This window comes from Arthrobacter sp. 35W (assembly GCF_000482545.1).
GTDB lineage: Bacteria > Actinomycetota > Actinomycetes > Actinomycetales > Micrococcaceae > Specibacter.
Window position 1 is genome coordinate 711,898 of sequence record NZ_KI519455.1, and the last position, 20,383, is coordinate 732,280.

Here is a 20,383-nt window from a genome sequence, read left to right on the forward strand (position 1 = left end):
TGGTTGGAATCGGGATTGTCAGGAGTCCTGCTTGATGACTTCCGTGGTGGTGTTCGGCAGTACATCGGCAGTGGTTTCAGGGGCCGGCGGCTTGTTCCTGCCGCCGAAATTCCGGGTCATCAGGCCGATCAGGGACGGGCGGCCCTGGGTCTTGTTGTAGACGTCGATGGCGACGGCGGCCAGCAGCACCAGACCCTTGATGATCTGGGTCAGGTCGGCGCCGACGCTGAGCAGCTGGAGGCCGTTGTTCAGCATGGCCATCACCAGGCCACCGATCATGGAGCCGACGACGGTTCCCACGCCACCGCTGACGGCGGCGCCACCGATGAAGACGGCGGCAATCGCGTCGAGTTCCCAGCCGACGCCGTCGGACGGGCCGGAACCTGTGGAACGGGCCACGAAGATCATGCCGGCCAGGCCGGCCAGGATCGACATGTTCATGATGACCAGGAAGTTGACCTTCTTGCTCTGGACACCGGAGAGCTCGGCAGCGTGGCGGTTGCCACCCACCGCGTAGATGTGGCGGCCGATGACTGTCTTGGCGGAGATGAATCCGTAGATCAGCACCAGGGCGCCCAGAATGATGCCGGGGACGGGGAAGGAGGTGCCGGGGCGGCCGGTGGCGAAGAGGTAGGTGGCGTAGAGGACGACGGCGCCAATCAGGACGACCTTGACGACCGAGACCCACAGCGGCACGGTGTCCATGCCGAACTTTGCCGCGGTCCGCCGGGCGCGGATCTCACCCCACACGACGGCAGCAACCAGCAGCAGGCCCAGCAGCAGGGTGAGGTTGTTGAAGCCGGTGTCAGGGCCAACCTCCGGCAGGTAGCCGGCGCCGAGGAACTGGAAGTCCTTGCTGACCGGAACCGTGTTGGAGTGGCCAAAGTACTGGTTGGCGCCGCGGAAGAGGAGCATGCCCGCCAGCGTCACGATGAAGGCAGGGATGCCCACGAAGGCAACCCAGAAGCCCTGCCACGCCCCGATCAGGGCGCCCAGGACAAGACCCACCAGCACACCGACGTACCAGGGCAGGTTCCAGTCCCGCATGGTCAGGGCGACGACGATGCCCACGAAGGCGGCGACGGAACCCACGGACAGGTCGATGTGTCCGGCGATGATGACCAGCACCATGCCTATGGCCAGGATCAGCACATAGGCATTGCCGCTGATGAGGTTTTGGAGGTTGAAGGACGTCAGCGTGCGTCCCTCGGTCCGCCATTGGAAGAACAGTGTCAGGATGATGAGGGCAAAAATCATGCCGAACTGCCGGAGGTCGCCTCCGAAGATCTGTCTGATGGATTTCATTGAAGTTCCTTGGGTTTGGAAGCCGGGTGCGGGGAGTCGTTGTTGCGAGCCACGCTGTTAGGCAGTCTTCTTTTTTGCTGTCATGAGTTTCATCAGGCTCTCTTGGCTGGCCTCGCCCTTGGGCAGGACGCCAGTGACGGATCCTTCGAAAATGGTGTAGATGCGGTCCGAGAGGCCCAGCAGTTCGGGAAGCTCGGAGGAGATCACGATGACGCCCTTCCCCTGGTTGGCCAGGCGTTGGATGATGCCGTAGATCTCGTATTTGGCGCCGACGTCGATGCCCCGGGTGGGCTCGTCGAGGATAAGCAGGTCCGGGTCGGTGAACATCCACTTGGCGAGCACCACCTTCTGCTGGTTTCCACCGGAGAGCTTGGCCACTCCCTCATCGACGCTGGGGGTCTTGGTGCGCAGCTGCTTGCGGTAGTCCTCGGCGACGGCGTACTCCTCCTCTTCGCTGACGACAAAGTTGTGCGTGATCTTGTGGAGCGCGGCCGACACGGTGGTGGCCTTGATGTCGTCCAAAAGGTTCAGGCCCAGGGACTTCCTGTCCTCGGTGACGTAGCCCAATCCGGCGTCGATGGCCTGGGGAACGTTGCGGAGGGTGACCTCCTTGCCGTCCTTGATGATCTGCCCGGAAATGTAGCGGCCATAGGAACGGCCAAAGATGGACCGGGCCAGTTCGGTGCGGCCGGCCCCCATGAGGCCGGCGAAACCGACGATTTCGCCGCGGCGGACATTGAACGCCGATCCCTTGCAGACCAATCGGTCGGCCACCTGCGGGTGGCCCACTGTCCAGTCCTTGACCTCGAAGAAGACCTCGCCGATCTTGGGTTCATGGTCAGGGAAGCGGGATTCGAGCGTCCGCCCGACCATTCCCTTGATGATCCTGTCCTCGTCAACGCCGTCGGCGGCCACATTCAGCGTTTCGATGGTCTTGCCGTCGCGGATGATGGTGATTGAATCCGCAACTGCCTCGATCTCGTTGAGCTTGTGGGAAATCATGATCGAACTGATGCCCTTGCCCTTGAGGCCGCGGATCAAATCCAGCAGGTGCTGGGAATCCGACTCGTTCAACGCTGCGGTGGGCTCGTCCAGAATCAACAGCCTCACGGACTTGTTCAAGGCCTTGGCGATCTCCACCAGCTGCTGCTTGCCGACGCCGATTTCCTTCACCGGAGTGTCGGGGTCATCCGACAGACCCACCCGGGCCAGCAGCTCCAAGGTGCGCTGGCGGGCTTCGTTCCAGTTGATGATGCCAAAGCGGGTGGGTTCATTGCCAAGGAAGATGTTCTCGGTGATCGACAGTTCAGGGATCAGCGCCAGTTCCTGGTGGATGATGACGATGCCGGACGCCTCGGAAGCCCGGATGTCCTTGAACTCGCAGACCTGCCCCTGGTAGACGATCTCGCCGTCGTAGGTTCCGTAGGGGTATACGCCGGAGAGCACTTTCATAAGGGTCGACTTTCCGGCGCCGTTTTCCCCGCAGATCGCGTGGATTTCATCGGCCCGGACGGTAAGGGAAACATCGGAGAGTGCCTTGACTCCGGGAAATTCCTTGGTGATCGAGCGCATCTCCAGAATCACTGGGTGGGTGGATGCCATGCGGTAATTCGCCTCCAAGCTGACTACGTGTTTTGCCGGGATGCCGCCAAAACCAACCGCGCGGCGATCTGTGATGCACGCAACACGGGCTTGGAAAAAGTAAACGTGGAACTTGCCCTTGTCGTCAATGCTTTAACGCATGAAGAAGATAACGACCTGATTAACTTCTGCGGATGCCATGCTGCTGGAAGACCAGGGAGGCAGCCCCCAGCACCTCGGCCCGATCGCCCATGGAGGACATCACCAGCACAGTGGTTTCGCCAACCAGGGGGACCGCGTGGCGCAGCAGCCCGCGGCGGATCGGGGCCAGCAGGAGTTCCCCCAGACCCGCCAGCGGGCCGCCGACGACGATGACCTCGGGGTTGATCAGGTTTGCCACGTTGCCGATCGCCCGGCCGACCGCCAGGCCGGCGTCTTCCACCACCCGCAGCGTCGCGGCATCGCCCGCCAGGGCCCGTTCGACGATCTCCCCCACGCCCACGGGCCTCGGGGCGCCGCGGCTCAGCAGCTCGATCATGATGGCTGTCGATGCCACCGTTTCCAGGCAGCCGCGGTTGCCGCAGCGGCAGACGTGGCCGTGTTCGTTGATGGTGGCGTGGCCGATCTCCCCCGTCACGCCGACGTGGCCGTAGTAGGGAGCGCCGTTGAGGATGAGGCCGGACCCTATGCCACTGCCGATCTTGAGGAACATCAGGTTGCTGACGGCCGCGTGGGGCCCCCAGGTCACTTGCGCCAGGGCCCCCAGATTGGAGTCATTGTCGGCAAAAACCGGAAGATCCAGGGCCTCCTCCAACCGGTCGAGCAGGTTGATGCCCACCCATTCAGGCAGAATGGCGCCCTGCACCACTGTGCCGCTGCGGCTGTCGATGGGGCCGGGAATCCCGGCGCCGGCGCCCACTATGGAGCGTCTGGACACATTGGCCTGGGCAAGCAGCCGTTCCAGCAGCTCTGCCGCAGCAGCGATGCCCTCCTCCGCATGGTGGCCAAGTGGGAGCCGGACGGAATCTTCGGCGACAATCTGGTGGCCCACTGTCGCCAGCACCACCCGCACGTGGGTGCGGCCAAAGTCTATGCCGACGGCGATGGCCCCATGACCGTCCAAGGCAACCGAGACGGCCCGGCGCCCCGAGCTCGTGGTGGGTTCCACCGTCACCAATCCATCACCCAGCATGCTCTTGACGATGTTGGACACGGTGGCAGTGGAGAGCCCGGTGATCCGTGACAGTTCCGCCTGGGTGGCTGGGCCCCCGCTGGCAAGTGCTTCGGTGATGCGGGTCCGATTGAGCTGCCGCAGGGCTGACTGGGACCCGGGCTGTCCGGGCCGGCTTTTCCTCACAACGGGTGCATCGGGGGCCATACCAAGAACTTTGCATCATCGATGCTTTGCGGTCAATAAGTTAATGCAATGCTGCCGGATTGTTGCGGGCGCTGTGGCGGCCCCGCGGCAATCGGCTGCGGGGCCGCCGTGGTTCAACCGAACAGTGGATCCAAGGTGGTTGCCACCTCGGTCCGGGCCACCATTCTGCCGCCCTTGAACACGATGCGTGCCGGGGCGCCCGCGGCCACGGCCTCTTCCAGGGAGGATGCACGGATGGCCATCAGGTCCGCCGGGAATCCGGGCGCCATGCGCACCTCGGGCAGGCCCATCGCCGTACGCGCGTGCGTGGATACGCACTCATAGGCGGTCCCCACCAGCAGGTGCCCGGCAGACACCAGCAAGGAGGCGGTTTCCATGGCGTCAATGCGCCCCATGGGGTTGAACGGGTCCCGCCAGTTGTCCCCGCCCGCGGCCACCGTGGCACCGGCGGACAGCAGGTCCTCCACCGCCGTCAGGCCGCGCGGCTTGCGGGTGGTGGTCTCGCGCCCCTGCAGGAAGAGGTTTGTCTGGGGAAGTGCGACGACGGAGATCCCAGCTTCTGCGATGAGCCGGGCCGTCTTGCGGGCCACCTCCGGCTCCTGCATGCCCAGGCTGACGCAGTGCGAGGCCGTCACCGGCCCGGCAAATCCGGAGGCCAGCACCCGTTCCGCGAGCTGCTGCAGGACAAAGGTGCCACCGTCCGTCGTCTCGTCAATGTGGACGTCGATGCCGCGGCCGTGATCGGCCGCCATGGCGAACAGTTCCGCAAGAGACGCCGTCGGGTCATCCTCCAGGGACGGGACGCCGCCCACCAGATCTGCACCAAGCGCCAGACTTTCGGCAAGGACGGCCCGGTTGGCCGCGCCGTCACGGCCGCCCACACCGCCGGCGAGCGCCACAATTTGAAGGTCAGCCAGGCCCGCCAACCGTCCGCGGAGTTCCACCAGGGCCCGCACCCCGGCCGTGCCGATCTCCTCCCGGCAGTCGACATGGGTGCGGACGGCCGTGTATCCGTGGGCGAGGGCCTCCCCCAGCGCCTTGAGTCCGCGCCGGCCGATGTCATCCCCCGTCATGGAGGGGTAGGCCTCAATGATCGCCGTGATGGCGCCGGCTAGATCCCCCGTGGCGTTGGTGACGCGGCTGCCCAGCAGTGCCTTGTCCAGATGCGCATGCGGCTCCACCGGGGACGGCAGCAGGAGGTAGCCCGCCAGATCCAGCTCGACTGCCGACACGCCCGCATCCGGACCTCCGGCAGCGTGGACACCGGCGCCGGCCAACGGAACAACCCGTTCAATGAGGCCATTCTTCAGATAAACATCCGCCGTGGCGCCATCGGAAAGGGCCGCCGAGCGTAGGACAAAGGTATTCTCAAAAACACTGGTCATACCACTACTGTAACTGGCATGATGTAATACATGTCACAAGCAATGATGCATAATTCCGAAGGGAGGTCCTCATGAGGGGACTAGCCGATCGCCGTGTACTGATTACGGGAGCAGCAGGGGGAATCGGCGCGGCCATTGCGCGTCGATTGAGTGAAGAAGGGGCCATCGTCGCCCTCACCGATCTCACGGAGCCGGAATTGGGAATCAATGCCGGCTATGCGGGCAAGGCTGACATCTGCAGCTCGGCTGACCTGGCCAGGCTTGTGGGCGAAGTGAACGCCGCCATGGGCGGGATCGACGCCGTCGTCGCCGTCGCCGGCATCCAGGCCTCGGGCCCCACCCATGAACTGCCGGAGGAAACCTTCCGGAAGGTGCTGGACGTCAATGTGCTCGGGACGTTCCTGACCACCCAGGCGGTGATACCCCAGATGCTTGAGCAGGGCTCGGGCACCATCCTGACGTTCGGCTCCACCGCGGCGGTGTGCGGCGCCCCGGAACTGGCCTCCTACGCCGCGGCCAAGGGCGCCATTCTGCAGTACACGCGGTCCATCGCCGTCGAGTACGCCGCCCGGGGCATCCGGGCGAACTGCATCTGCCCGGGTGGAACCATGACGCCGCTGCTGCGCCAGCTGAACGCCGAGCGTTCGGCGCCGGACCACTTTGCGGCCAAGCACCCCATCGGCCGCTACGCCGAGCCGGACGAGATTGCCGCGGCCGCCGCTTTTCTGATTTCCGATGATGCCTCATTCGTTTTGGGCTCGGCCATGATGGTCGACGGCGGGTTCTCCGCCTCCTAGCCCCCGACCCGTTCTTTCACTCGTCTTAGGAAGGAAAAACAGCATGACTGATGCTCTGACAAGGACAACTGCGCGGACAGCCGCCGGGATCACCCTGGAGGAGGGGCTTGAACTCCTCCGCAAAATGACGCTGATCCGCCGCTTTGAAGAACGTGCCGCACGGCTGCGGGCCGCCGGATTCATCCCCGGCTTCCTGCATCCCTGCAGCGGGCAGGAGGCCGTTGCCGTGGGCATCTCCGCCGCCCTGCGCAAGGACGACGTCCTGACCTCCAACCACCGCGGCCACGGCCACCTGATGGGCCGCGGCGCCGATCCGGCCCAGATGTATGCGGAGCTGTTTGCCCGCTCCACCGGGTACAACGCGGGCAAGGGCGGCTCCCTGCACATGATCGACGCCGATCTGGGCTTCCTCGGTGCCAACGGCATCGTGGGCGGCGGGATCCCCCTGGCCACGGGGGCGGCACTGCAGCTGAAGCGCCGCGGCAGCGAGGCCGTGGCGGTCACCTACTTTGGCGATGGAGCCTCCAACGAGGGAGCGTTCCACGAATCGTTGAACCTGGCGGCGCTGTGGAAGCTCCCGGTGCTCTTTGTCTGCGAGAACAACCTCTACGGCGAATTCACCCGCCAAAGCGAGCACATGGTGCTGGAGAACGTGGCCGACCGGGCCGCAGCCTACGGCCTGCCCGGCGTGGTGGTGGACGGCAACGACGTCCTGGCCGTGAAAAAGGTGGCCGAGGAGGCCACCGAGCGTGCCCGCAGCGGCATGGGCCCGACGTTGATCGAGGCAAAGACCTACCGGCACAAGGGCCACTTCGAAGGCGACATGGCCCGCTACCGCCCCAAGGAGGAGGTGGAGGCCTGGCTGAAACGTGATCCGCTGCTGCTCTTCCCCGAGGTCCTCCGGGAAGAACTGGGCGCCACCGATGCCGAGCTCGACGCCGTGCGGGAGTCCGTGGAGGCGCAGCTGGACCGCGACATCGAATGGGCCAAGGAGCAGCCGCACCCCACCCCGGAGGACGCGCTCCGCCACGTGTATGTCGATTCCCACAACGGAAAGGCCCTCCGATGACCAACTTCACCTTTGCAGACGGCATCCGCCAGGCGATCGCCGAGGAAATGGACCGCGACCCGGCGGTCTTCGTGATCGGCGAGGACGTGGGCGAGTCCGGCGGCGTCTTCGGCGTCACGAAGGGCCTGTGGGACCGCTTTGGCCCGGACCGGCTCTGGGACTCCCCCATCAGCGAGGAGGCCATCGTCGGCGCCGCCGTCGGTGCCTCCCTGGTGGGTGGACGCCCGATTGCCGAGATCATGTTCAGCGATTTTTCGATGCTGGCCATGGACATGATCGTCAACCAGGCGGCCAAGACGCACTATATGACCGGCGGAAAGCTCAGCTCGCCGATGGTGGTGCGGATGATCACCGGCACCAACGGATCCACCGGCGCCCAGCACTCGCAGAGCCTGGAATCCTGGTTCACGCACGTGCCGGGCCTGAAGGTGGTGGCACCATCCACCCCGGAGGATGCCAAGGGGCTGCTGAAGAGCGCCATCCGCGACCCCGACCCGGTGATGTTCTTCGAACACAAGGGCCTGTACACCGGCCGCGGCGGCCCGGCCGGCGACGTCGTCGAGGTTGACCCGATTCCCTTCGGCGTGGGCCGGATCCACCGCGCGGGCACGGATGTCACGGTGGTCTCCTATCTGAAGACGCGCGAGTATGCCCTTGCCGCGGCCGAAACACTGGCCGAGGAGGGCATCTCCTGCGAGGTCTTCGACCCACGGACCCTGGTGCCCTTCGACTACGAGGGGCTGCGGGCATCGCTGGAGAAGACGGGCCGGCTGCTGATCGCCCACGAGGCGCCCGCCCGCGGTGGCTTCGGGGCCGAGATCGCCGCCTGGGCCGCCGAGAACTGCCACGATGTGCTGCGCTCCCCCGTGATGCGGGTGGGCGGCCACAACACACCGATTCCCTACGCTCCCGTCATGGAGCAGTTTGTCCTGCCCATGACGGAGCGGATCACCGATTCGATCCGCGCGCTCGTTCAGAACCCGTCCCGTCAGCTGCAGTCACTCTAAGGAGGAAAAGATATGGCAACCGAATACCCGCTGCCCAAATGGGGAGTCACCATGGAATCAGGAACCGTCGCGGAGTGGAATGTCAGCGTGGGCGACCTCGTCACCGAGGGCCAGGTGCTGGCGAGCATCGACACCGACAAGATCACCGTTGAGCTGGAGGCGCCCGTGCCGGGCGTCGTCGCCGCTCTGCTGGCAGGTGAGGGCGACGACGTCGAGGTTGGCGCGTCGATCATCACCATTGCGGCAGATCAACAGGACTACGATAGCTATCGAGCAAATCTGTAGCCCAGTCGGCATTGGACCATGCGGCGCACCCACTGGGTTGGACTTCTTCGCAGCACGTGTTCGACACAGGCGTAACAGCGGTTATCGCTCGTCAATTGCACAGATTGGAATTAGTCATGAATGAAAAGGGAGCGGTCGAAACCGAGTCCTCATTCGTAGCAGTGGCACGGATCAGTCCCACCCAACAGGTAAGGGATCAACTCCTGGCCGCGATTCGTCGGAATGAGTTTCCGCCCGGGACGCTCCTTCCCTCGGAACGGAAACTCTGCGAAGCGTTTGGTGTGAGCCGCGTCAGCATCCGCGAGGCGCTGGCCGGGCTGGAGGCCACAGGTCTCATTGAAATCCAGCACGGCAAGGGTGCGCTGGTCCGGCAGGGCATCACCGGTGCCTATGCCGGCCCCTTCGGGCTGTATCTGGAAATGCACCGCGATGAGCTCAGCGAACTGCTGCGCGTTCGTGGGGCGTTGGACGGGTTGGCAGCCGAAATGGCGGCAAACGACGGCGGAGAAGACGCTCTGGCCCTCATCCGAAACGCGCATGATTCGTTCTCGGATGCGGCCAAGGACAACGCCGATCCGGCCGAGCTTGCGGTGCTGGATGTGGCGTTCCACCGGGCCATTGCCCTAGCCGGCGGCGGAAGCCTGCTGCCGGACCTGCTGGCGGATCTGAACGGCGTACTCACCGAGTCCCGGGACATCCTGTTCTCCCAGGAGGGGCAGCTGCCTATCTCGGTGGCCGGCCACCAGCTGATCCTTGACGCCATCCTGGCCCACGACGGCGCCGCGGCGCATGAAGCGGCCGTGGACCATGTGATGGGCATGCTCAAGTGGGTTGATGGTTTCCGCAGCGCGGGGATCACTGCCTAGGGGCTCGAACACAGATGAGGGGCCCGTCCAGTGGACGGGCCCCTCATCTTGGTTGTGGCATCATTTGGTCCGGCACCTACAGGATGGAAACTCATGGATGACTCGCTATTGGCCCCCTCGGAACTTCCACCGGAATTTACGTACCCTCCGGAGTTCCTGCGGGTGGTGGAACAGGGGCTGCTCGAACTGGAGCCCTGGTGGGTGTTGACCGGGGACATGCTTCGGGGAACCCATGCGGGCTTGGCCAAGCGCTACCCGGCTCGCCGGCTCATTCCCATCGCAAAGCGCCAGGACAATGACGATGTCGCGTGCTGGGACTTGGCCACGGGCCAAGTGTCCATCGTGCACGACTTCGCATCACCCGGCTGGGGGGCCCGCAGCCCGGGGTTTCAGGATTTCAGGGCCTGGTTCCATAGCGCTGTCGACGACATGCTGGACCACTGGTGAGGGAGCGCCGCTACGACCTCAACAGGCTGAGCAAGGTGGTCTCCCATGCCCTGCGCCACCAGCCATGGCTCTACGGGTTGGAGATTGACGAACACGGATGGACGAAAGTCGACGACCTGCTGACCGCGCTGCGGAGGGAGTCCCCCGATTGGGCAGATGTGGAACTTTCCGACCTTGACGCGATGATCGCGGCATCCGCCAAACCTCGCCATGAAATCCGCGGCGTGAGGATACGTGCAATGCACGGCCACAGCCTTCCTGGCCACATCCGCATGGACCCAGCGGAACCACCGCCCGAGCTGTTCCACGGAACGTCATCCCAGAGCCTCCCCTCAATCCTGGCCGAAGGGCTCCGCCCTCAAGAGCGGCAATACGTTCATCTGTCGGCGGACATTGCAATGGCAAGGATGGTTGGCAGCCGAAAACCTGGCACGACGGTGGTCCTGAGGATTGACTCGAGGTCTGCATTCCTTACCGGCGTTGCCTTTCACAGAACCCACGGGCTTGTGTGGCTCGCGGACAAGATCCCCGCGCAGGTCATCCGCGTCCTCGACGACCCTGGGCGCACCTGACCTTAGGGAATTCGAGGATTCAACTCCGCAGCCACCGCCGCGAAGGAATTGTAGTCCATCTCGAGATAGCGACTCGAATCCACAAAAAACGTCCCTCTTGCGAATGACTCAACAAGTGTTGAGACCATGGCGCCTATCGATGCAAACTCGACAGCATGCTCTTCTTCATCAATCCGAAAATGCCAGATTGTTCCAAATTCACCTTGGTTGAGGTCGATGACGTAAAAATCGCCCCCACAGTTGGCAAACAATGGGAACCAAACCGGCACCCACCGGGAATCCGCGAGGAATGCGCGGTAGTTGGCCACTGCGTCATCAACTGACAGCAGGTAGAAACCCGGAAATATGTGAATATCGTCTAGCCCGAGGGTTTCATGGGGCTGTCGTTCGCGGGGTGTGTTTAAGAGCTGAAAGGGCGCTCTGAGCTGGAAAAATAGTGGTTGTCGAGACCGTTATTCCACCGAGCTAAGGAGCACCCTTTCGGTGTTTATGGCTACCCCTGTTTTCCCGTCCGTTCCTGTTGCCACGACCGGCCAGTCGCTGCTCTCCCAGGCCGGCCTGAACGTGGTGACGTCGTTCGTCGACGCGCTCGGTTTCCGGGACTTGTGTGAGGACCGTCTGGGCCAGTTCGTCCCGGCCGCCTTCGTCTCGCTCAGGTGCATGAGAATGACGCCTGAATCCGATGGCACTTGATCCAGCGGAGGCAGAAGATTCATTGGACCAATGATGCCACACACTCTTTCCTGCTAGACCGCTTCCCTGGCACCGTTGAGGAACTTGGCCCAGAACCGGTGCACGGTGATCGATGCGAAGACGCCGGCCACGGTGAAGGGGTCCTCATCGATGAAGCGGCGGGCGTCGTGTTCATCCTCGGCCTCGACGATGTAGAGCTGGCCCGTGCGCGCCACGCCGTCCTCGGCCAGGAGTGGGCCGCTCATGGCAATGTGCGCTTGCAGCCCATCGACGTAGTCCCGATGGGCTGCAAGCGCGCGCTCCCGGACGGGCCCGGATTCGGGCCCGTCCAGGCAGTGGATCGCATAGTGCGCGCTCAGGCGGACACCGCCGCATCGATGGCGATTTCCGAGCCGGAGATGTAGCTGCTGGCATTGGAGGCCAGGAACAGCACCAGCTGGGCCACGTCGTCGGGCTGGCCCACCTTCCCGGAGGGGATGGTGGCGGCCAGCAGGTCCAGCATGGCCTCGCCCCCTTCGATCATGGGCGTGTTGATGACGCCGGGGCAGATCGCGTTGACCCGGATGCCAAACGGCGCCAGCTCATGCGCGGCGGCGCGGGACATGCCGCGCACCGCCCACTTGCTGGCCGCGTAGGCGTGTGGCATGCCGCCGCCCACCAGTCCGGCCGTGGAGCAGGTGTTGATGATCGATCCGCCGCCCTGTTCCTTCATCAGCGGCGCAAAGAAGTGCATCCCCAGGAACACGCCCGTCTGGTTGATGTCCACGACCTTCCGGAACTCCTCCGGTGTGGTGTCCAGGACGCCCTTCTGCAGCCAGACGCCGGCATTGTTGACCAGGATGTCGAGGCGGCCGTAGCCCTCCCGCACCGCAGAGACCAGTTCCTCCCAGGCCTCAGCATCCGTGACATCCAGGGCATGGAACTCGGCCAGGTCCGCACCGATCTCCGCCGCGATGGCGGCCCCGTCCGAGCCCGGCAAATCCACCAGCACCACGCGTGCGCCGTTGCGCGCCAGCAACCTGGCCTCGGCCTCGCCCTGCCCGCCCCGGGAACCGGCCCCGGTGATGACTGCTATCTTTCCTGCCACTGCGCTCATGCCCGCACCTGCTCTCGTTGTCCACACCAGGCGGCCGGGAAGAATTCCTCGATGCGCCGCACTGCCGTCTCTGGATTCCCGTCGCTGGGGACCACCTCAAAGGTCACGGTGCCCCGCCATCCATGCTCGTCAAGGACCCCGCGCAGATAGGCAAAGTCGATCTCCCCCACCCCGGGCTCGTGCCGCCCGGGCACGCCCGCAATGTCCACCCTGCCCAGGTAGGGCATGGCGGCGATGAGGTGTTCGGCCAGCCGCCCGGTTCCGAGCTGCTGGTGGAAGGCGTCAAAGACCACCCGGACATTCGGGTGGTCCACGTCCCGGGCCACGTCGATGACGGACTGGGCGCCCGTCCACAGGTACCCGGGCAGGTGGACGTCGTTCAGATGCTCCAGCACCAGCACCACCCCCGCCTCAGCGGCCAGCGGCGCCAGCTCCGACACGGCATCAACGCAGGCTGCGTGCAGGAGAGCCGGGGAAAGGGCAGGGCTGGGTGCGACGACGCCGCCGGGGCGGATGGCGTTGGAGAAGAGGTGCAGCTGCCGGGCCCCCACCCGCACGGCACAGGCCAGGGATTCCTTGACCTCGTTGAGGAAGGCGGTGCGCTGGGCGGGGTCGCAGGCGGAGAAGGCGCGGTTTCCGAAGAAGCCGTTGATGCCGATGCCTGATTCCGCCGCCGCCCGGGCGATCTCGTCGATCTCCACATTCCGCCAGTCCCACAGGTCGACCAGGTCAAAGCCCGCCGCCGCGGCTGCACGGACCCGCTCCGGCATCGGCAGCGCCTCCCACATGAAGTGGATCGACACGGAGCGCAGCGTGCGGCGCTCCTTGGGGGCCGTCACAGCGCCACCAGGGCCCGTTCGGATTCCGGCACGGTCACGCAGCGGCCGCGGCCGTAGGGAACCTCTTCGTCCTGGGCGTGGTCAAAGATGACCTCGCCGCGGGAAATGGTCATCACGGGCCAGCCGCGCAGGTTCCAGCCCTCGTACAGGCAGGTGCCCTTGCCGTCGTGCTCCACCACGCGCTCCTCGTCGAGGTCAACCACCACCAGGTCGGCGTCGGAACCCACAGCCAGCGCACCCTTCTGGGGGTACAGGCCAAAGCGCTTGGCCGGGTTGTAGGAGTTCAGCTCCACCAGCCGGGACAGGGACATGCCGCGCTCGTGGACGCCGAAGTGCAGCATGAGCGAGAGCTCCCAGGGGAACGTCACCACGCCGGGCTTCTCCTTCCAGAGATCCCCTCCGTTCTTTTCAAACGGGACGTGATCCGTGCCCAGGGTGCCGACGCCGCCTCCCAGCACGCCCTTCCAGAGGCCTTCCAGCTGCTCGCGGTCGCGCAGCGGCGGAGAGATCTTGGCCGTGGCCGTCAGGTCCGGGTCGTAGGCGGTCCGGGTCAGGTAGTGCGGGCAGGTCTCAACCGTCACGTCGACGCCGCGTGCCCGGGCCTCGCTGGCCATGACGGGCCCCTTGGCGGCGGTGGTGTGCACGATGTACAGCGGGCAGCCGGTGATCTCGGAGAAGCGGATCATCCGCGCGATGGCCTCCTCTTCAACGAAGACGGGGCGCGATTCCGTGTATGCCGCGAGGTCCTGGCGTCCGGTGGCGATCATGTCCTTCTTCAGCAGCTGCACCAGCTCGGTGTTCTCGCAGTGCACGGAGACCACGCCGTTGGGAAGCTTTGCGGCCTCCCGCATGGCCCCAAAAATCCAGGAATCGGTGGAGGAAACGATGCCGATGGGGTTCCCCGGCTCGTAACCCATGTGGCATTTGAACGACTGCACGCCCGTAACCCGCGCAATCTCGGCGATCTCCCCGACATGCTCTTCACGCTGGATGCCGAAGTGGAAGCCAAAATCGATGACGGCGTTGGACTCTCCCCGCTCGCGGCGGTCCTTGTAGAAGGGGATGTAGGAGCCCTCCATATTGCGGATGAACAGCAGGATGGTGGTCACGCCCCCGCGGGCCGCCGCGGCCGTTTCGGTGCGCATATCGTCGTCGTAGCCGTAGTTGACGCCCAGGTGGCAGTGCGGATCGATGACCCCGGGCATGACCACCTTGCCGCCGACGTCGACGGTCCGGACGGCGTCGTCAAAGGCGTCGGTGCTGCCGATGGCCGCGATCCGGCCGTCCTGGATGGCGATGGCGCCGAACTGCTCCCCCGCGTGGTCGACCAGCCGTGCATTCTTCAGAACCAAATCAAACTTCATAACCCTTTGACCTTTCGATGTCTGCAATCCGCTGTGCAATGCCGCTCCACTGGCTGGCCCCCACTGTAATGGGTGCCCGGCGCCCCAGGCCGCGCGCCCACACCGCCGTGTGGCCCAGTTTTTCCGCCGCCGCCAGATCGATCCCGCCGGGCGGGGCGGAGAGGTCCATCACCAGTGATTTGGGCGGCAGCAGCGCCAGCGTTCCGGCGTCGACCACGGAGGTCGGCACCGTGGAAAACAGCATGGACACCGTGGGGGCGATCCCGCGGATGTCCTCCAACGGGTGCGGAATGCAGCCGGCGGCGAGCGCATCGGCGCGCTGCACCGGATTGCGTGCCGCCAGGTGGACCCGCGCGCCCAGCACAACCAGCGTGCGGGCCAGGATCCGCCCGATGTTGCCGTGCCCGACGACGAGGACGTCGCTGTTGTGGATGGTGACGTCCGTGTTGGCGATGATCTGCCCCAGGGCGCCCTCCACGATGGCGGGCGCACGCAGCAGCATCAGCTCGACGTCGTGCTCATATTCGCTGAATCCGATGCCGTGGACCTCTGCCGCGGCCTTCAACTGCTCATTGGGCCAGCCGAGAATGATGGTGGACCCGTCCGCCATCACGGACAGCAGGGCCTCGTCGGGCGTGATCGTTTCCGGGGACTCCGGCGCGAACAACGTCCCGTCCAGCGCCTGGCCGGGAATGGGGAAGAGCGCGTAGTCCGCGCCATTGAGGGCCTCCTTGGCCGAGGAGGCAGGCTCCACCCCGGCGATCCCACCCTCGGGCCAGGGGAAGCCATAGGCGCTGACCGCGGCCCCCGTGGTGGCGGCGAGCCTGGCAATCTCCTGCTCCCGTTCATCCCCACCGACGACTGCTATTTTCCGGTTGACGAGCTGCATTCACTTCCTGCTTTCTAACCACATGCAAACGAATGAGATGGTGCACTGCTAGTGGCGGACGGATTCCACCAGCTGGTCCCGGGTTGTCCCGGACAGGCCCAGGGCTTCGGCATCCAGGCCGGCGGCCAGCAGACCGCCGCCCACCGCCGTCGAGCCCAGCGTCAGCAGTGCCGCGGCCACGGGGACCTCGACGCCGGCGATGCGGGCCAGCTCGACAAAGGGCAGCAGGCCGAAGGCCAGATCCTCCTGGTAGTACCGGTGCGCGAAGGAGTCAGGGGCCATGATGGCCGCGTTCGCCGTGCCGCCCCGAATGGCCGCCACCGTGTCGCCGGCGCGGGCGGCGGCCCGGTCCACGGTGCCAATTTCGTCCATTTCGGCCACGAGCGGAGGCAGTTCGTGGCCAAAGGCCCGCGCCACCTCGAGCCGCTCGGCGTCGAGCTGTTCAAGCACCCGGCCAACGCCGTCGGTCATGCCCTCGACATAGAAGGTGAAATCACCGCCGGACGCCTCAACCCACGCCGCACCCAGAATGGCACCGGGCGGGTGCAGCACCAGGTTGACGTTGGACAGGCTCGAGGCGAGCACGTCCGCAACCTCGCTGCACCCGGGGAAAAGCTTCTTGGCCCACGCCACTGCGGCGGCGCCGCCGGGCAGGGCTGCCACGCGGACCTGTGCGGCACGGCCGGTGGTGTTGACCACGCCTGCGTCGTTCACCCGCGCCACATAGGTGAGCGTGGAGAATTCGGCCACCGGCGGCAGCGCCGCACCTGCCCTGGCGAAGACGGTGCGCAGGTGCAGCGCTCCCCCGGTGTGGCCGGGGTTGAGCACCACCGGCACCTTGCAGCCAGCCTCCGCCAGATCGGCGAAGAGCCTGCCGTGGACGATGCTGGGGAGGCAGACGACCACCGCGTCCGCCCCCTCCAGCGCCTCCGCGAGGTCCGCGGTCATACGCTGGGGCTGGGCCAGCCCCTCACCGAACACGCCCCGGTGCAGCACGCCCCCGTTCGCCCGGTGGACGGCGAGCTTGCCGGGGTTGCGGTTCCACAGGACGACGTCGTGCCCGGCCTGCGTCAGTTCCACCACTGCGGAAAGGCCGCCGCCGCCGGCGCCCAGGACGGCGATGGTCATACCGCGTACCTGGCCAGCTTCTCGCGGTTTACCTCGATGCCCAGTCCGGGGCCCTCGGGGGCGAAGACCCGGCCGTTCTCAAACTTGAACGGCTCAGCGATGAGATCGTCCAGGTAGTAGATGCCAGCGGTCTTGGGGCCCGCTGCGCCCTCGGGAGTGGACACCGGGCAGACGCTGGGCAGCGTTGCGATCTTGGTGGCACTGGCCAGATGCAGATTGGCCGCGTTTCCGATGCCCGTTTCAATGGAGCCGCCGATGTCGGCGTACATCCCCAGATGGCCGGCGATGTCCCCCACCTGGCGGGCCTTGAACAGGCCGCCCGGCTTGGTGACGTACAGCGAAATGCAGGCCGCGGCGTCGAGCGCATCCAGTTCCAGAATGTCCTGCACCGTCCAGGCCGACTCATCGGCCATCACGGGCGATTCGATCCGTGCAGCGACCTTGCCTAGGCCGGCCGCTCCCATGACGGGCTGCTCGCACAGCAGGATGTTGAACTCCTCCTGCCGCCGGGTCACGGCCACGGCCTCCGCGACGGAGGCGTAGCCCTCGTTGCCGTCGACGCGGATCTTAATGTCATCGCCCAGGCGGCGGCGCAGTTCGCGCACCAAGGTGACGTCGCGTTCGGTGTCCAGACCCGTCTTGCACTTGATGGTCAGCGCACCCTCGGCCACGGCCGCCTCGGCCTCGGCGTAGCACTTGTCCAGATCCATGATGCCCAGGGAGTGTGCCACCTCGATCGAGTTCTTGTGCGCCCCGCCCAGCAGTGTGCTCACCGGAACGCCGAGAGCCTTGCCGGCGGCGTCGTAGCAGGCAATGTCCACGGCCGCCTTGGCGTATGGGTGGCCCTTGATGACCTTGTCCATAGCGTCGTGGATGAGTGAGATGTCCACCGGGTCCATGCCCTTGATCGCCGGGAGCAGGTGCGTCTCGATGACCAGCCGCACGGTCTCCGGGGATTCACCGTAGTACCGCATGTGCGATCCGCCCCAGGTGGCCCCGGCCGGGGACTCGCCCCAGCCAACGATGCCCTCATCGGTTTCGAGTTCGATGATGGCCGTGTGGCCGATGGGTGTGGACATCTTGGATGCCCAGTTGTGGTCGCGGCGCGGTGGCAGGCGGACGAGGTGGACCTTGATGTCTGTGATTTTCATGGCATTCCCTTTGCTGCAGGTGGAGAGGAATAAGGTTGCGTCCGACTGCACTGTCGGATCGCGCCGTCAGACGGAGACGTCGAAGAGTTCGATCTCGTTGCCGTCAGGGTCCTCGATGTACACGGTGTGGCCGTAGGGGCCGGGCCCGGGGCCCCGGATGATGCGGTGGTCGCCGGCGCGGGCGCGTTCGGCAATGGCGTCGATGCCCCTGGCCCTAAAGCACAGGTGCTCCAGGGTCGACGCCGCACCGGTGAAGTCCGGTCCACCCTCCACCAGGGCTAGTCCCTGGTGTGTGGCGACAAATTTCCGGCCGTCGCGGAAGGCCTCGCGCTTGCGCTCGTCGAAGCCCAGCACGTCAAAGTAGAAGCGCTCGGAGGCCGCCAGATCCTTGGTTTCCAGCAGCAGGTGGTGCAGTCCAAGGGCCTGCGGGCGGCTGCTGTGCTCCAGCCACTCGGACACCTCCTGCTCGGAGGACACAACGCCCAGGTACTGGGCCCAGACGGCCTGCGCCGTGTCGATCCACGCGGGCCTCACGGCCGCAATGCCATCGGTGACGGCGACGACGTCGTAGTCGCGGAGGTAGGCCTCGCGCAGGGTCGTCTCCACACAGGCATTCGCCGTCACACCCGTCACAAAGAGGGTGGTGACGCCGAGCATGCGCAGCAGCGCATCCAACCGGGTTTCGTAGAACGCTCCGAAGCGGTGCTTGACGACGACGTAGGTCGGATCGTCGATGAGATCGGCAACTTCGTCGACGAAGGCGGCATCCCAGGACCCGGAAATGGCCGAAACCCGGGCACGCTTGTCGGTGTGCGAGGCCAGGACTTTGGCATCACGGGAGGCATCCTTTTCCAGATGCACCTGCTGCGTCCAGATCACCGGAAGGCCGGCCGCCTTGAACTGTTCCGCCAGGCGGCGGATGGATTGCATGGCCGCCTGGGCCGGCGCGATGTTGACGCCTGAAATGCCCAGGGTTCCTTCGGGATGGACAAAGGCATTCTGCGGGTCGATGACCAGCAGTGCCGCCGATTCCTTCGCCAGCCCCGCCAGCGCGCTCAAAGGTCTTTCCTGTCGACACTGAGAACGCCGGCCCGCGCCCAGTTCTCCAGCGCATATTCGGAGATTGCCACGTGCAATCCCTCCGCCTTGGCGCCTGCATGCTCCACCATGGCCTCGGTGACAGCCTTGGTCAGCGCTCTTTTTTGTTCAAGGGTCCGCCCCTCAAACATGTGGATTTCAATGAACGGCATGGAATTAGCCCCTTTGCTACTCGATGAATCAGGCGCGAATTATCGACTATTGCGGGCACTTCTTTGTTGCCGCAAAAGTCCTTGACTTCGCTGTTGAATGGATCCAGCATTGACCTCAGGTGCAACATATCACACGTCATGCCAGTTCGGAAGAGTTGTAATTCCATCCCGGCTTTCGGCACCAACCAGGGACCTGCGGCATTCACATGTGGCTGCCGCACCTTCTTGCCTACACACTGTCCGGTGTCGACAGCCTCGACCCATATGGATTGCAAAGGACCCGCAATGAAGGTTTCAAACGTTTTCACATTGCTCGCATCGGCGGCGGTCATTACGCTCGGCGCAACGGCCTGCGGCAGCGCCGCCGCCGGGCCGTCAACAGCCAACCCCCAGAGTGCCTCCATCCTGATGAACTACTTCGCCCAGGCCGAGCAGGGCGGGTATTGGGATGCCATGGAGAACCAGACCGGCAAGGACGCCGGGCTGACCCTTGAGGTCAAGCAGGGCGGACCCGGCATCCAGACCATCCCGCAGGTGGCCGCGGGCCAGGCCGACTTCGGCATTGCCAACGCGGACGAGGTGATGGTGGCCCGCAAGAACGGCCTGCCGATTGTGGCCGTGGCCGGCGCCTACGACACCAACCTCTTCTGCATGATGTCGCACAAGAGCGCGGGCATCACGGATTTTTCCCAGCTCAACGGCCACCAGGTGTCCAGGCGGCCGGCACCCTACTTCGACTATCTCAAGAGCCATTTCTCCCTTGATGCCATTGAGGAGATCAACTTCACCGGGTCCATGGCGGACTTCAAGCGCAACGACAACCTCGTCCAGCAGTGCTTCATCACCTCGGACGTCTTCAAGGCGTCACGGGAGGGTGTGGACATCAACGTTCTCAGCGTTGCCAAGGACGGCGGCTACAACCCCTACGGACTGCTGCTCTTCACCACCGACAAGGTGGTCAAGGAAAAGCCGGAGCTCGTAAAGTCCGTTGTCGCCGCGTCCATCGCCGGGTGGAAGAACTTCCTGGCCGACCCCGCCGATGCCAAGACTGCCGTCATGGCTGCGAACAAGGACACCGACCCGGCAATCTTTGATGCCTCGGCCAAGACCATCAAGGCCGGCGGCTATCTGGGCTCCTCGATCGGCACCATGACGGACGAGCGTTGGACCACTCTGCGCGACCAGCTGGCCTCCATCGGCCAGCTTCCGGCGGACTTCGACGCCAAGAGCGCCTACACCACAGCGTTCATGCCCAAATAGCCGGCAATGCCCTGGCGCCCC

General features: G+C 65.1%; 22 protein-coding genes and 1 pseudogene. 9 read left to right on the plus strand and 14 right to left on the minus strand.

Annotation, left to right across the window (positions count from 1 at the left end):
• Nucleotides 1-18 precede the first annotated feature (18 nt).
• The 4 genes from mmsB to K254_RS0115405 form a co-directional block, all read right to left on the minus strand.
• The gene (mmsB, locus tag K254_RS0115390) at nt 19-1,305 is read right to left on the minus strand and encodes a multiple monosaccharide ABC transporter permease (RefSeq protein ID WP_026556123.1); all 1,287 of its coding nucleotides are present in this window, start codon (nt 1,303-1,305) and stop codon (nt 19-21) included.
• A gap of 57 nt (nt 1,306-1,362) precedes the next feature.
• The gene (gene mmsA / locus K254_RS0115395; RefSeq protein ID WP_026556124.1) at nt 1,363-2,907 is read right to left on the minus strand and encodes a multiple monosaccharide ABC transporter ATP-binding protein; all 1,545 of its coding nucleotides are present in this window, start codon (nt 2,905-2,907) and stop codon (nt 1,363-1,365) included.
• 160 nt (nt 2,908-3,067) lie between these two features.
• On the minus strand, nt 3,068-4,264 hold the full coding sequence (locus tag K254_RS0115400) for an ROK family transcriptional regulator (RefSeq protein WP_026556125.1): 1,197 nt from the start codon (nt 4,262-4,264) through the stop codon (nt 3,068-3,070).
• Nucleotides 4,265-4,377: 113 nt separating this feature from the next.
• Nucleotides 4,378-5,649 carry an amidohydrolase family protein gene (locus tag K254_RS0115405; protein ID WP_026556126.1) on the minus strand — a complete coding sequence of 424 codons (1,272 nt, stop codon included), beginning with the start codon at nt 5,647-5,649 and terminating at the stop codon, nt 4,378-4,380.
• Between the two features lie 71 nt (nt 5,650-5,720).
• On the opposite strand from K254_RS0115405, the gene K254_RS0115410 reads away from it, so the two are divergent.
• From K254_RS0115410 to K254_RS0115440, 7 genes are all read left to right on the plus strand, one after another.
• Nucleotides 5,721-6,446 (plus strand): SDR family NAD(P)-dependent oxidoreductase, encoded by a 726-nt coding sequence (locus K254_RS0115410; protein ID WP_026556127.1) that lies wholly within the window; start codon nt 5,721-5,723, stop codon nt 6,444-6,446.
• A gap of 43 nt (nt 6,447-6,489) precedes the next feature.
• Complete coding sequence (locus K254_RS0115415; RefSeq protein ID WP_081710178.1) at nt 6,490-7,515, plus strand: thiamine pyrophosphate-dependent dehydrogenase E1 component subunit alpha; 1,026 nt, start codon at nt 6,490-6,492, stop codon at nt 7,513-7,515.
• Entirely contained in the window at nt 7,512-8,522 is a 1,011-nt protein-coding gene (locus K254_RS0115420; RefSeq protein WP_026556129.1) for an alpha-ketoacid dehydrogenase subunit beta, read from the plus strand. Before K254_RS0115415 ends, K254_RS0115420 begins: the two co-directional genes overlap by 4 nt.
• 12 nt (nt 8,523-8,534) lie before the next feature.
• On the plus strand, nt 8,535-8,807 hold the full coding sequence (locus tag K254_RS0115425; RefSeq protein ID WP_026556130.1) for a biotin/lipoyl-containing protein: 273 nt from the start codon (nt 8,535-8,537) through the stop codon (nt 8,805-8,807).
• Nucleotides 8,808-8,923: 116 nt separating this feature from the next.
• On the plus strand, nt 8,924-9,673 hold the full coding sequence (locus tag K254_RS0115430; protein WP_081710179.1) for a FadR/GntR family transcriptional regulator: 750 nt from the start codon (nt 8,924-8,926) through the stop codon (nt 9,671-9,673).
• Between the two features lie 93 nt (nt 9,674-9,766).
• Nucleotides 9,767-10,120: a hypothetical protein gene (locus tag K254_RS0115435; RefSeq protein ID WP_026556132.1), complete on the plus strand. Its 354-nt coding sequence runs from the start codon at nt 9,767-9,769 to the stop codon at nt 10,118-10,120.
• A complete protein-coding gene (locus K254_RS0115440; RefSeq protein ID WP_026556133.1) occupies nt 10,117-10,692 on the plus strand; it encodes an RNA 2'-phosphotransferase in 576 nt (191 codons plus the stop codon). The genes K254_RS0115435 and K254_RS0115440 overlap by 4 nt, the downstream gene beginning before the upstream one ends.
• Nucleotides 10,693-10,694: 2 nt before the next feature.
• On the opposite strand, the gene K254_RS23535 is transcribed toward K254_RS0115440, so the two are convergent.
• Entirely contained in the window at nt 10,695-11,000 is a 306-nt protein-coding gene (locus tag K254_RS23535; protein WP_035750246.1) for a hypothetical protein, read from the minus strand.
• Nucleotides 11,001-11,181: 181 nt separating this feature from the next.
• Between K254_RS23535 and K254_RS0115445 the strand changes: the two are divergent.
• A pseudogene (locus K254_RS0115445) lies at nt 11,182-11,331 on the plus strand (IS1380 family transposase); the annotation flags it as partial.
• A 107-nt stretch (nt 11,332-11,438) separates the two neighbouring features.
• Here K254_RS0115445 and K254_RS25450 read toward each other — a convergent pair.
• From K254_RS25450 to K254_RS0115490, 9 genes are all read right to left on the minus strand, one after another.
• Complete coding sequence (locus tag K254_RS25450; protein ID WP_081710181.1) at nt 11,439-11,744, minus strand: YciI family protein; 306 nt, start codon at nt 11,742-11,744, stop codon at nt 11,439-11,441.
• On the minus strand, nt 11,741-12,481 hold the full coding sequence (locus K254_RS0115455) for an SDR family NAD(P)-dependent oxidoreductase (RefSeq protein ID WP_026556135.1): 741 nt from the start codon (nt 12,479-12,481) through the stop codon (nt 11,741-11,743). Before K254_RS0115455 ends, K254_RS25450 begins: the two co-directional genes overlap by 4 nt.
• A complete protein-coding gene (locus tag K254_RS0115460; RefSeq protein ID WP_026556136.1) occupies nt 12,478-13,320 on the minus strand; it encodes a TIM barrel protein in 843 nt (280 codons plus the stop codon). Before K254_RS0115460 ends, K254_RS0115455 begins: the two co-directional genes overlap by 4 nt.
• Nucleotides 13,317-14,684, minus strand: a complete 1,368-nt coding sequence (locus K254_RS0115465; protein WP_026556137.1) for a dihydroorotase — start codon at nt 14,682-14,684, stop codon at nt 13,317-13,319. Before K254_RS0115465 ends, K254_RS0115460 begins: the two co-directional genes overlap by 4 nt.
• Entirely contained in the window at nt 14,674-15,573 is a 900-nt protein-coding gene (locus tag K254_RS0115470; RefSeq protein ID WP_026556138.1) for a dipicolinate synthase subunit DpsA, read from the minus strand. The genes K254_RS0115465 and K254_RS0115470 overlap by 11 nt, the downstream gene beginning before the upstream one ends.
• A gap of 48 nt (nt 15,574-15,621) precedes the next feature.
• Nucleotides 15,622-16,701 (minus strand): NAD/NADP octopine/nopaline dehydrogenase family protein, encoded by a 1,080-nt coding sequence (locus K254_RS0115475; protein WP_026556139.1) that lies wholly within the window; start codon nt 16,699-16,701, stop codon nt 15,622-15,624.
• Entirely contained in the window at nt 16,698-17,852 is a 1,155-nt protein-coding gene (locus K254_RS0115480) for a mandelate racemase/muconate lactonizing enzyme family protein (RefSeq protein WP_026556140.1), read from the minus strand. Before K254_RS0115480 ends, K254_RS0115475 begins: the two co-directional genes overlap by 4 nt.
• Nucleotides 17,853-17,918: 66 nt before the next feature.
• Nucleotides 17,919-18,911, minus strand: coding sequence for an isochorismatase family protein (locus K254_RS0115485; protein WP_026556141.1), 993 nt, complete (start codon nt 18,909-18,911; stop codon nt 17,919-17,921).
• Nucleotides 18,908-19,102, minus strand: coding sequence for a 2-hydroxymuconate tautomerase (locus tag K254_RS0115490; protein WP_026556142.1), 195 nt, complete (start codon nt 19,100-19,102; stop codon nt 18,908-18,910). The genes K254_RS0115485 and K254_RS0115490 overlap by 4 nt, the downstream gene beginning before the upstream one ends.
• 285 nt (nt 19,103-19,387) lie before the next feature.
• On the opposite strand from K254_RS0115490, the gene K254_RS0115495 reads away from it, so the two are divergent.
• Nucleotides 19,388-20,362, plus strand: coding sequence for an ABC transporter substrate-binding protein (locus K254_RS0115495; RefSeq protein WP_026556143.1), 975 nt, complete (start codon nt 19,388-19,390; stop codon nt 20,360-20,362).
• Nucleotides 20,363-20,383 lie beyond the last annotated feature (21 nt).

Bases quoted from the DNA above. Each gene is read 5' to 3' on its own strand.
- mmsB (WP_026556123.1), bottom strand. From the start codon at position 1,305: ATGAAATCCATCAGACAGATCTTCGGAGGCGACCTCCGGCAGTTCGGC.
- mmsA (WP_026556124.1), bottom strand. From the start codon at position 2,907: ATGGCATCCACCCACCCAGTGATTCTGGAGATGCGCTCGATCACCAAG.
- K254_RS0115400 (WP_026556125.1), bottom strand. From the start codon at position 4,264: ATGGCCCCCGATGCACCCGTTGTGAGGAAAAGCCGGCCCGGACAGCCC.
- K254_RS0115405 (WP_026556126.1), bottom strand. From the start codon at position 5,649: ATGACCAGTGTTTTTGAGAATACCTTTGTCCTACGCTCGGCGGCCCTT.
- K254_RS0115410 (WP_026556127.1), top strand. From the start codon at position 5,721: ATGAGGGGACTAGCCGATCGCCGTGTACTGATTACGGGAGCAGCAGGG.
- K254_RS0115415 (WP_081710178.1), top strand. From the start codon at position 6,490: ATGACTGATGCTCTGACAAGGACAACTGCGCGGACAGCCGCCGGGATC.
- K254_RS0115420 (WP_026556129.1), top strand. From the start codon at position 7,512: ATGACCAACTTCACCTTTGCAGACGGCATCCGCCAGGCGATCGCCGAG.
- K254_RS0115425 (WP_026556130.1), top strand. From the start codon at position 8,535: ATGGCAACCGAATACCCGCTGCCCAAATGGGGAGTCACCATGGAATCA.
- K254_RS0115430 (WP_081710179.1), top strand. From the start codon at position 8,924: ATGAATGAAAAGGGAGCGGTCGAAACCGAGTCCTCATTCGTAGCAGTG.
- K254_RS0115435 (WP_026556132.1), top strand. From the start codon at position 9,767: ATGGATGACTCGCTATTGGCCCCCTCGGAACTTCCACCGGAATTTACG.
- K254_RS0115455 (WP_026556135.1), bottom strand. From the start codon at position 12,481: ATGAGCGCAGTGGCAGGAAAGATAGCAGTCATCACCGGGGCCGGTTCC.
- K254_RS0115465 (WP_026556137.1), bottom strand. From the start codon at position 14,684: ATGAAGTTTGATTTGGTTCTGAAGAATGCACGGCTGGTCGACCACGCG.
- K254_RS0115470 (WP_026556138.1), bottom strand. From the start codon at position 15,573: ATGCAGCTCGTCAACCGGAAAATAGCAGTCGTCGGTGGGGATGAACGG.
- K254_RS0115475 (WP_026556139.1), bottom strand. From the start codon at position 16,701: ATGACCATCGCCGTCCTGGGCGCCGGCGGCGGCGGCCTTTCCGCAGTG.
- K254_RS0115480 (WP_026556140.1), bottom strand. From the start codon at position 17,852: ATGAAAATCACAGACATCAAGGTCCACCTCGTCCGCCTGCCACCGCGC.
- K254_RS0115490 (WP_026556142.1), bottom strand. From the start codon at position 19,102: ATGCCGTTCATTGAAATCCACATGTTTGAGGGGCGGACCCTTGAACAA.
- K254_RS0115495 (WP_026556143.1), top strand. From the start codon at position 19,388: ATGAAGGTTTCAAACGTTTTCACATTGCTCGCATCGGCGGCGGTCATT.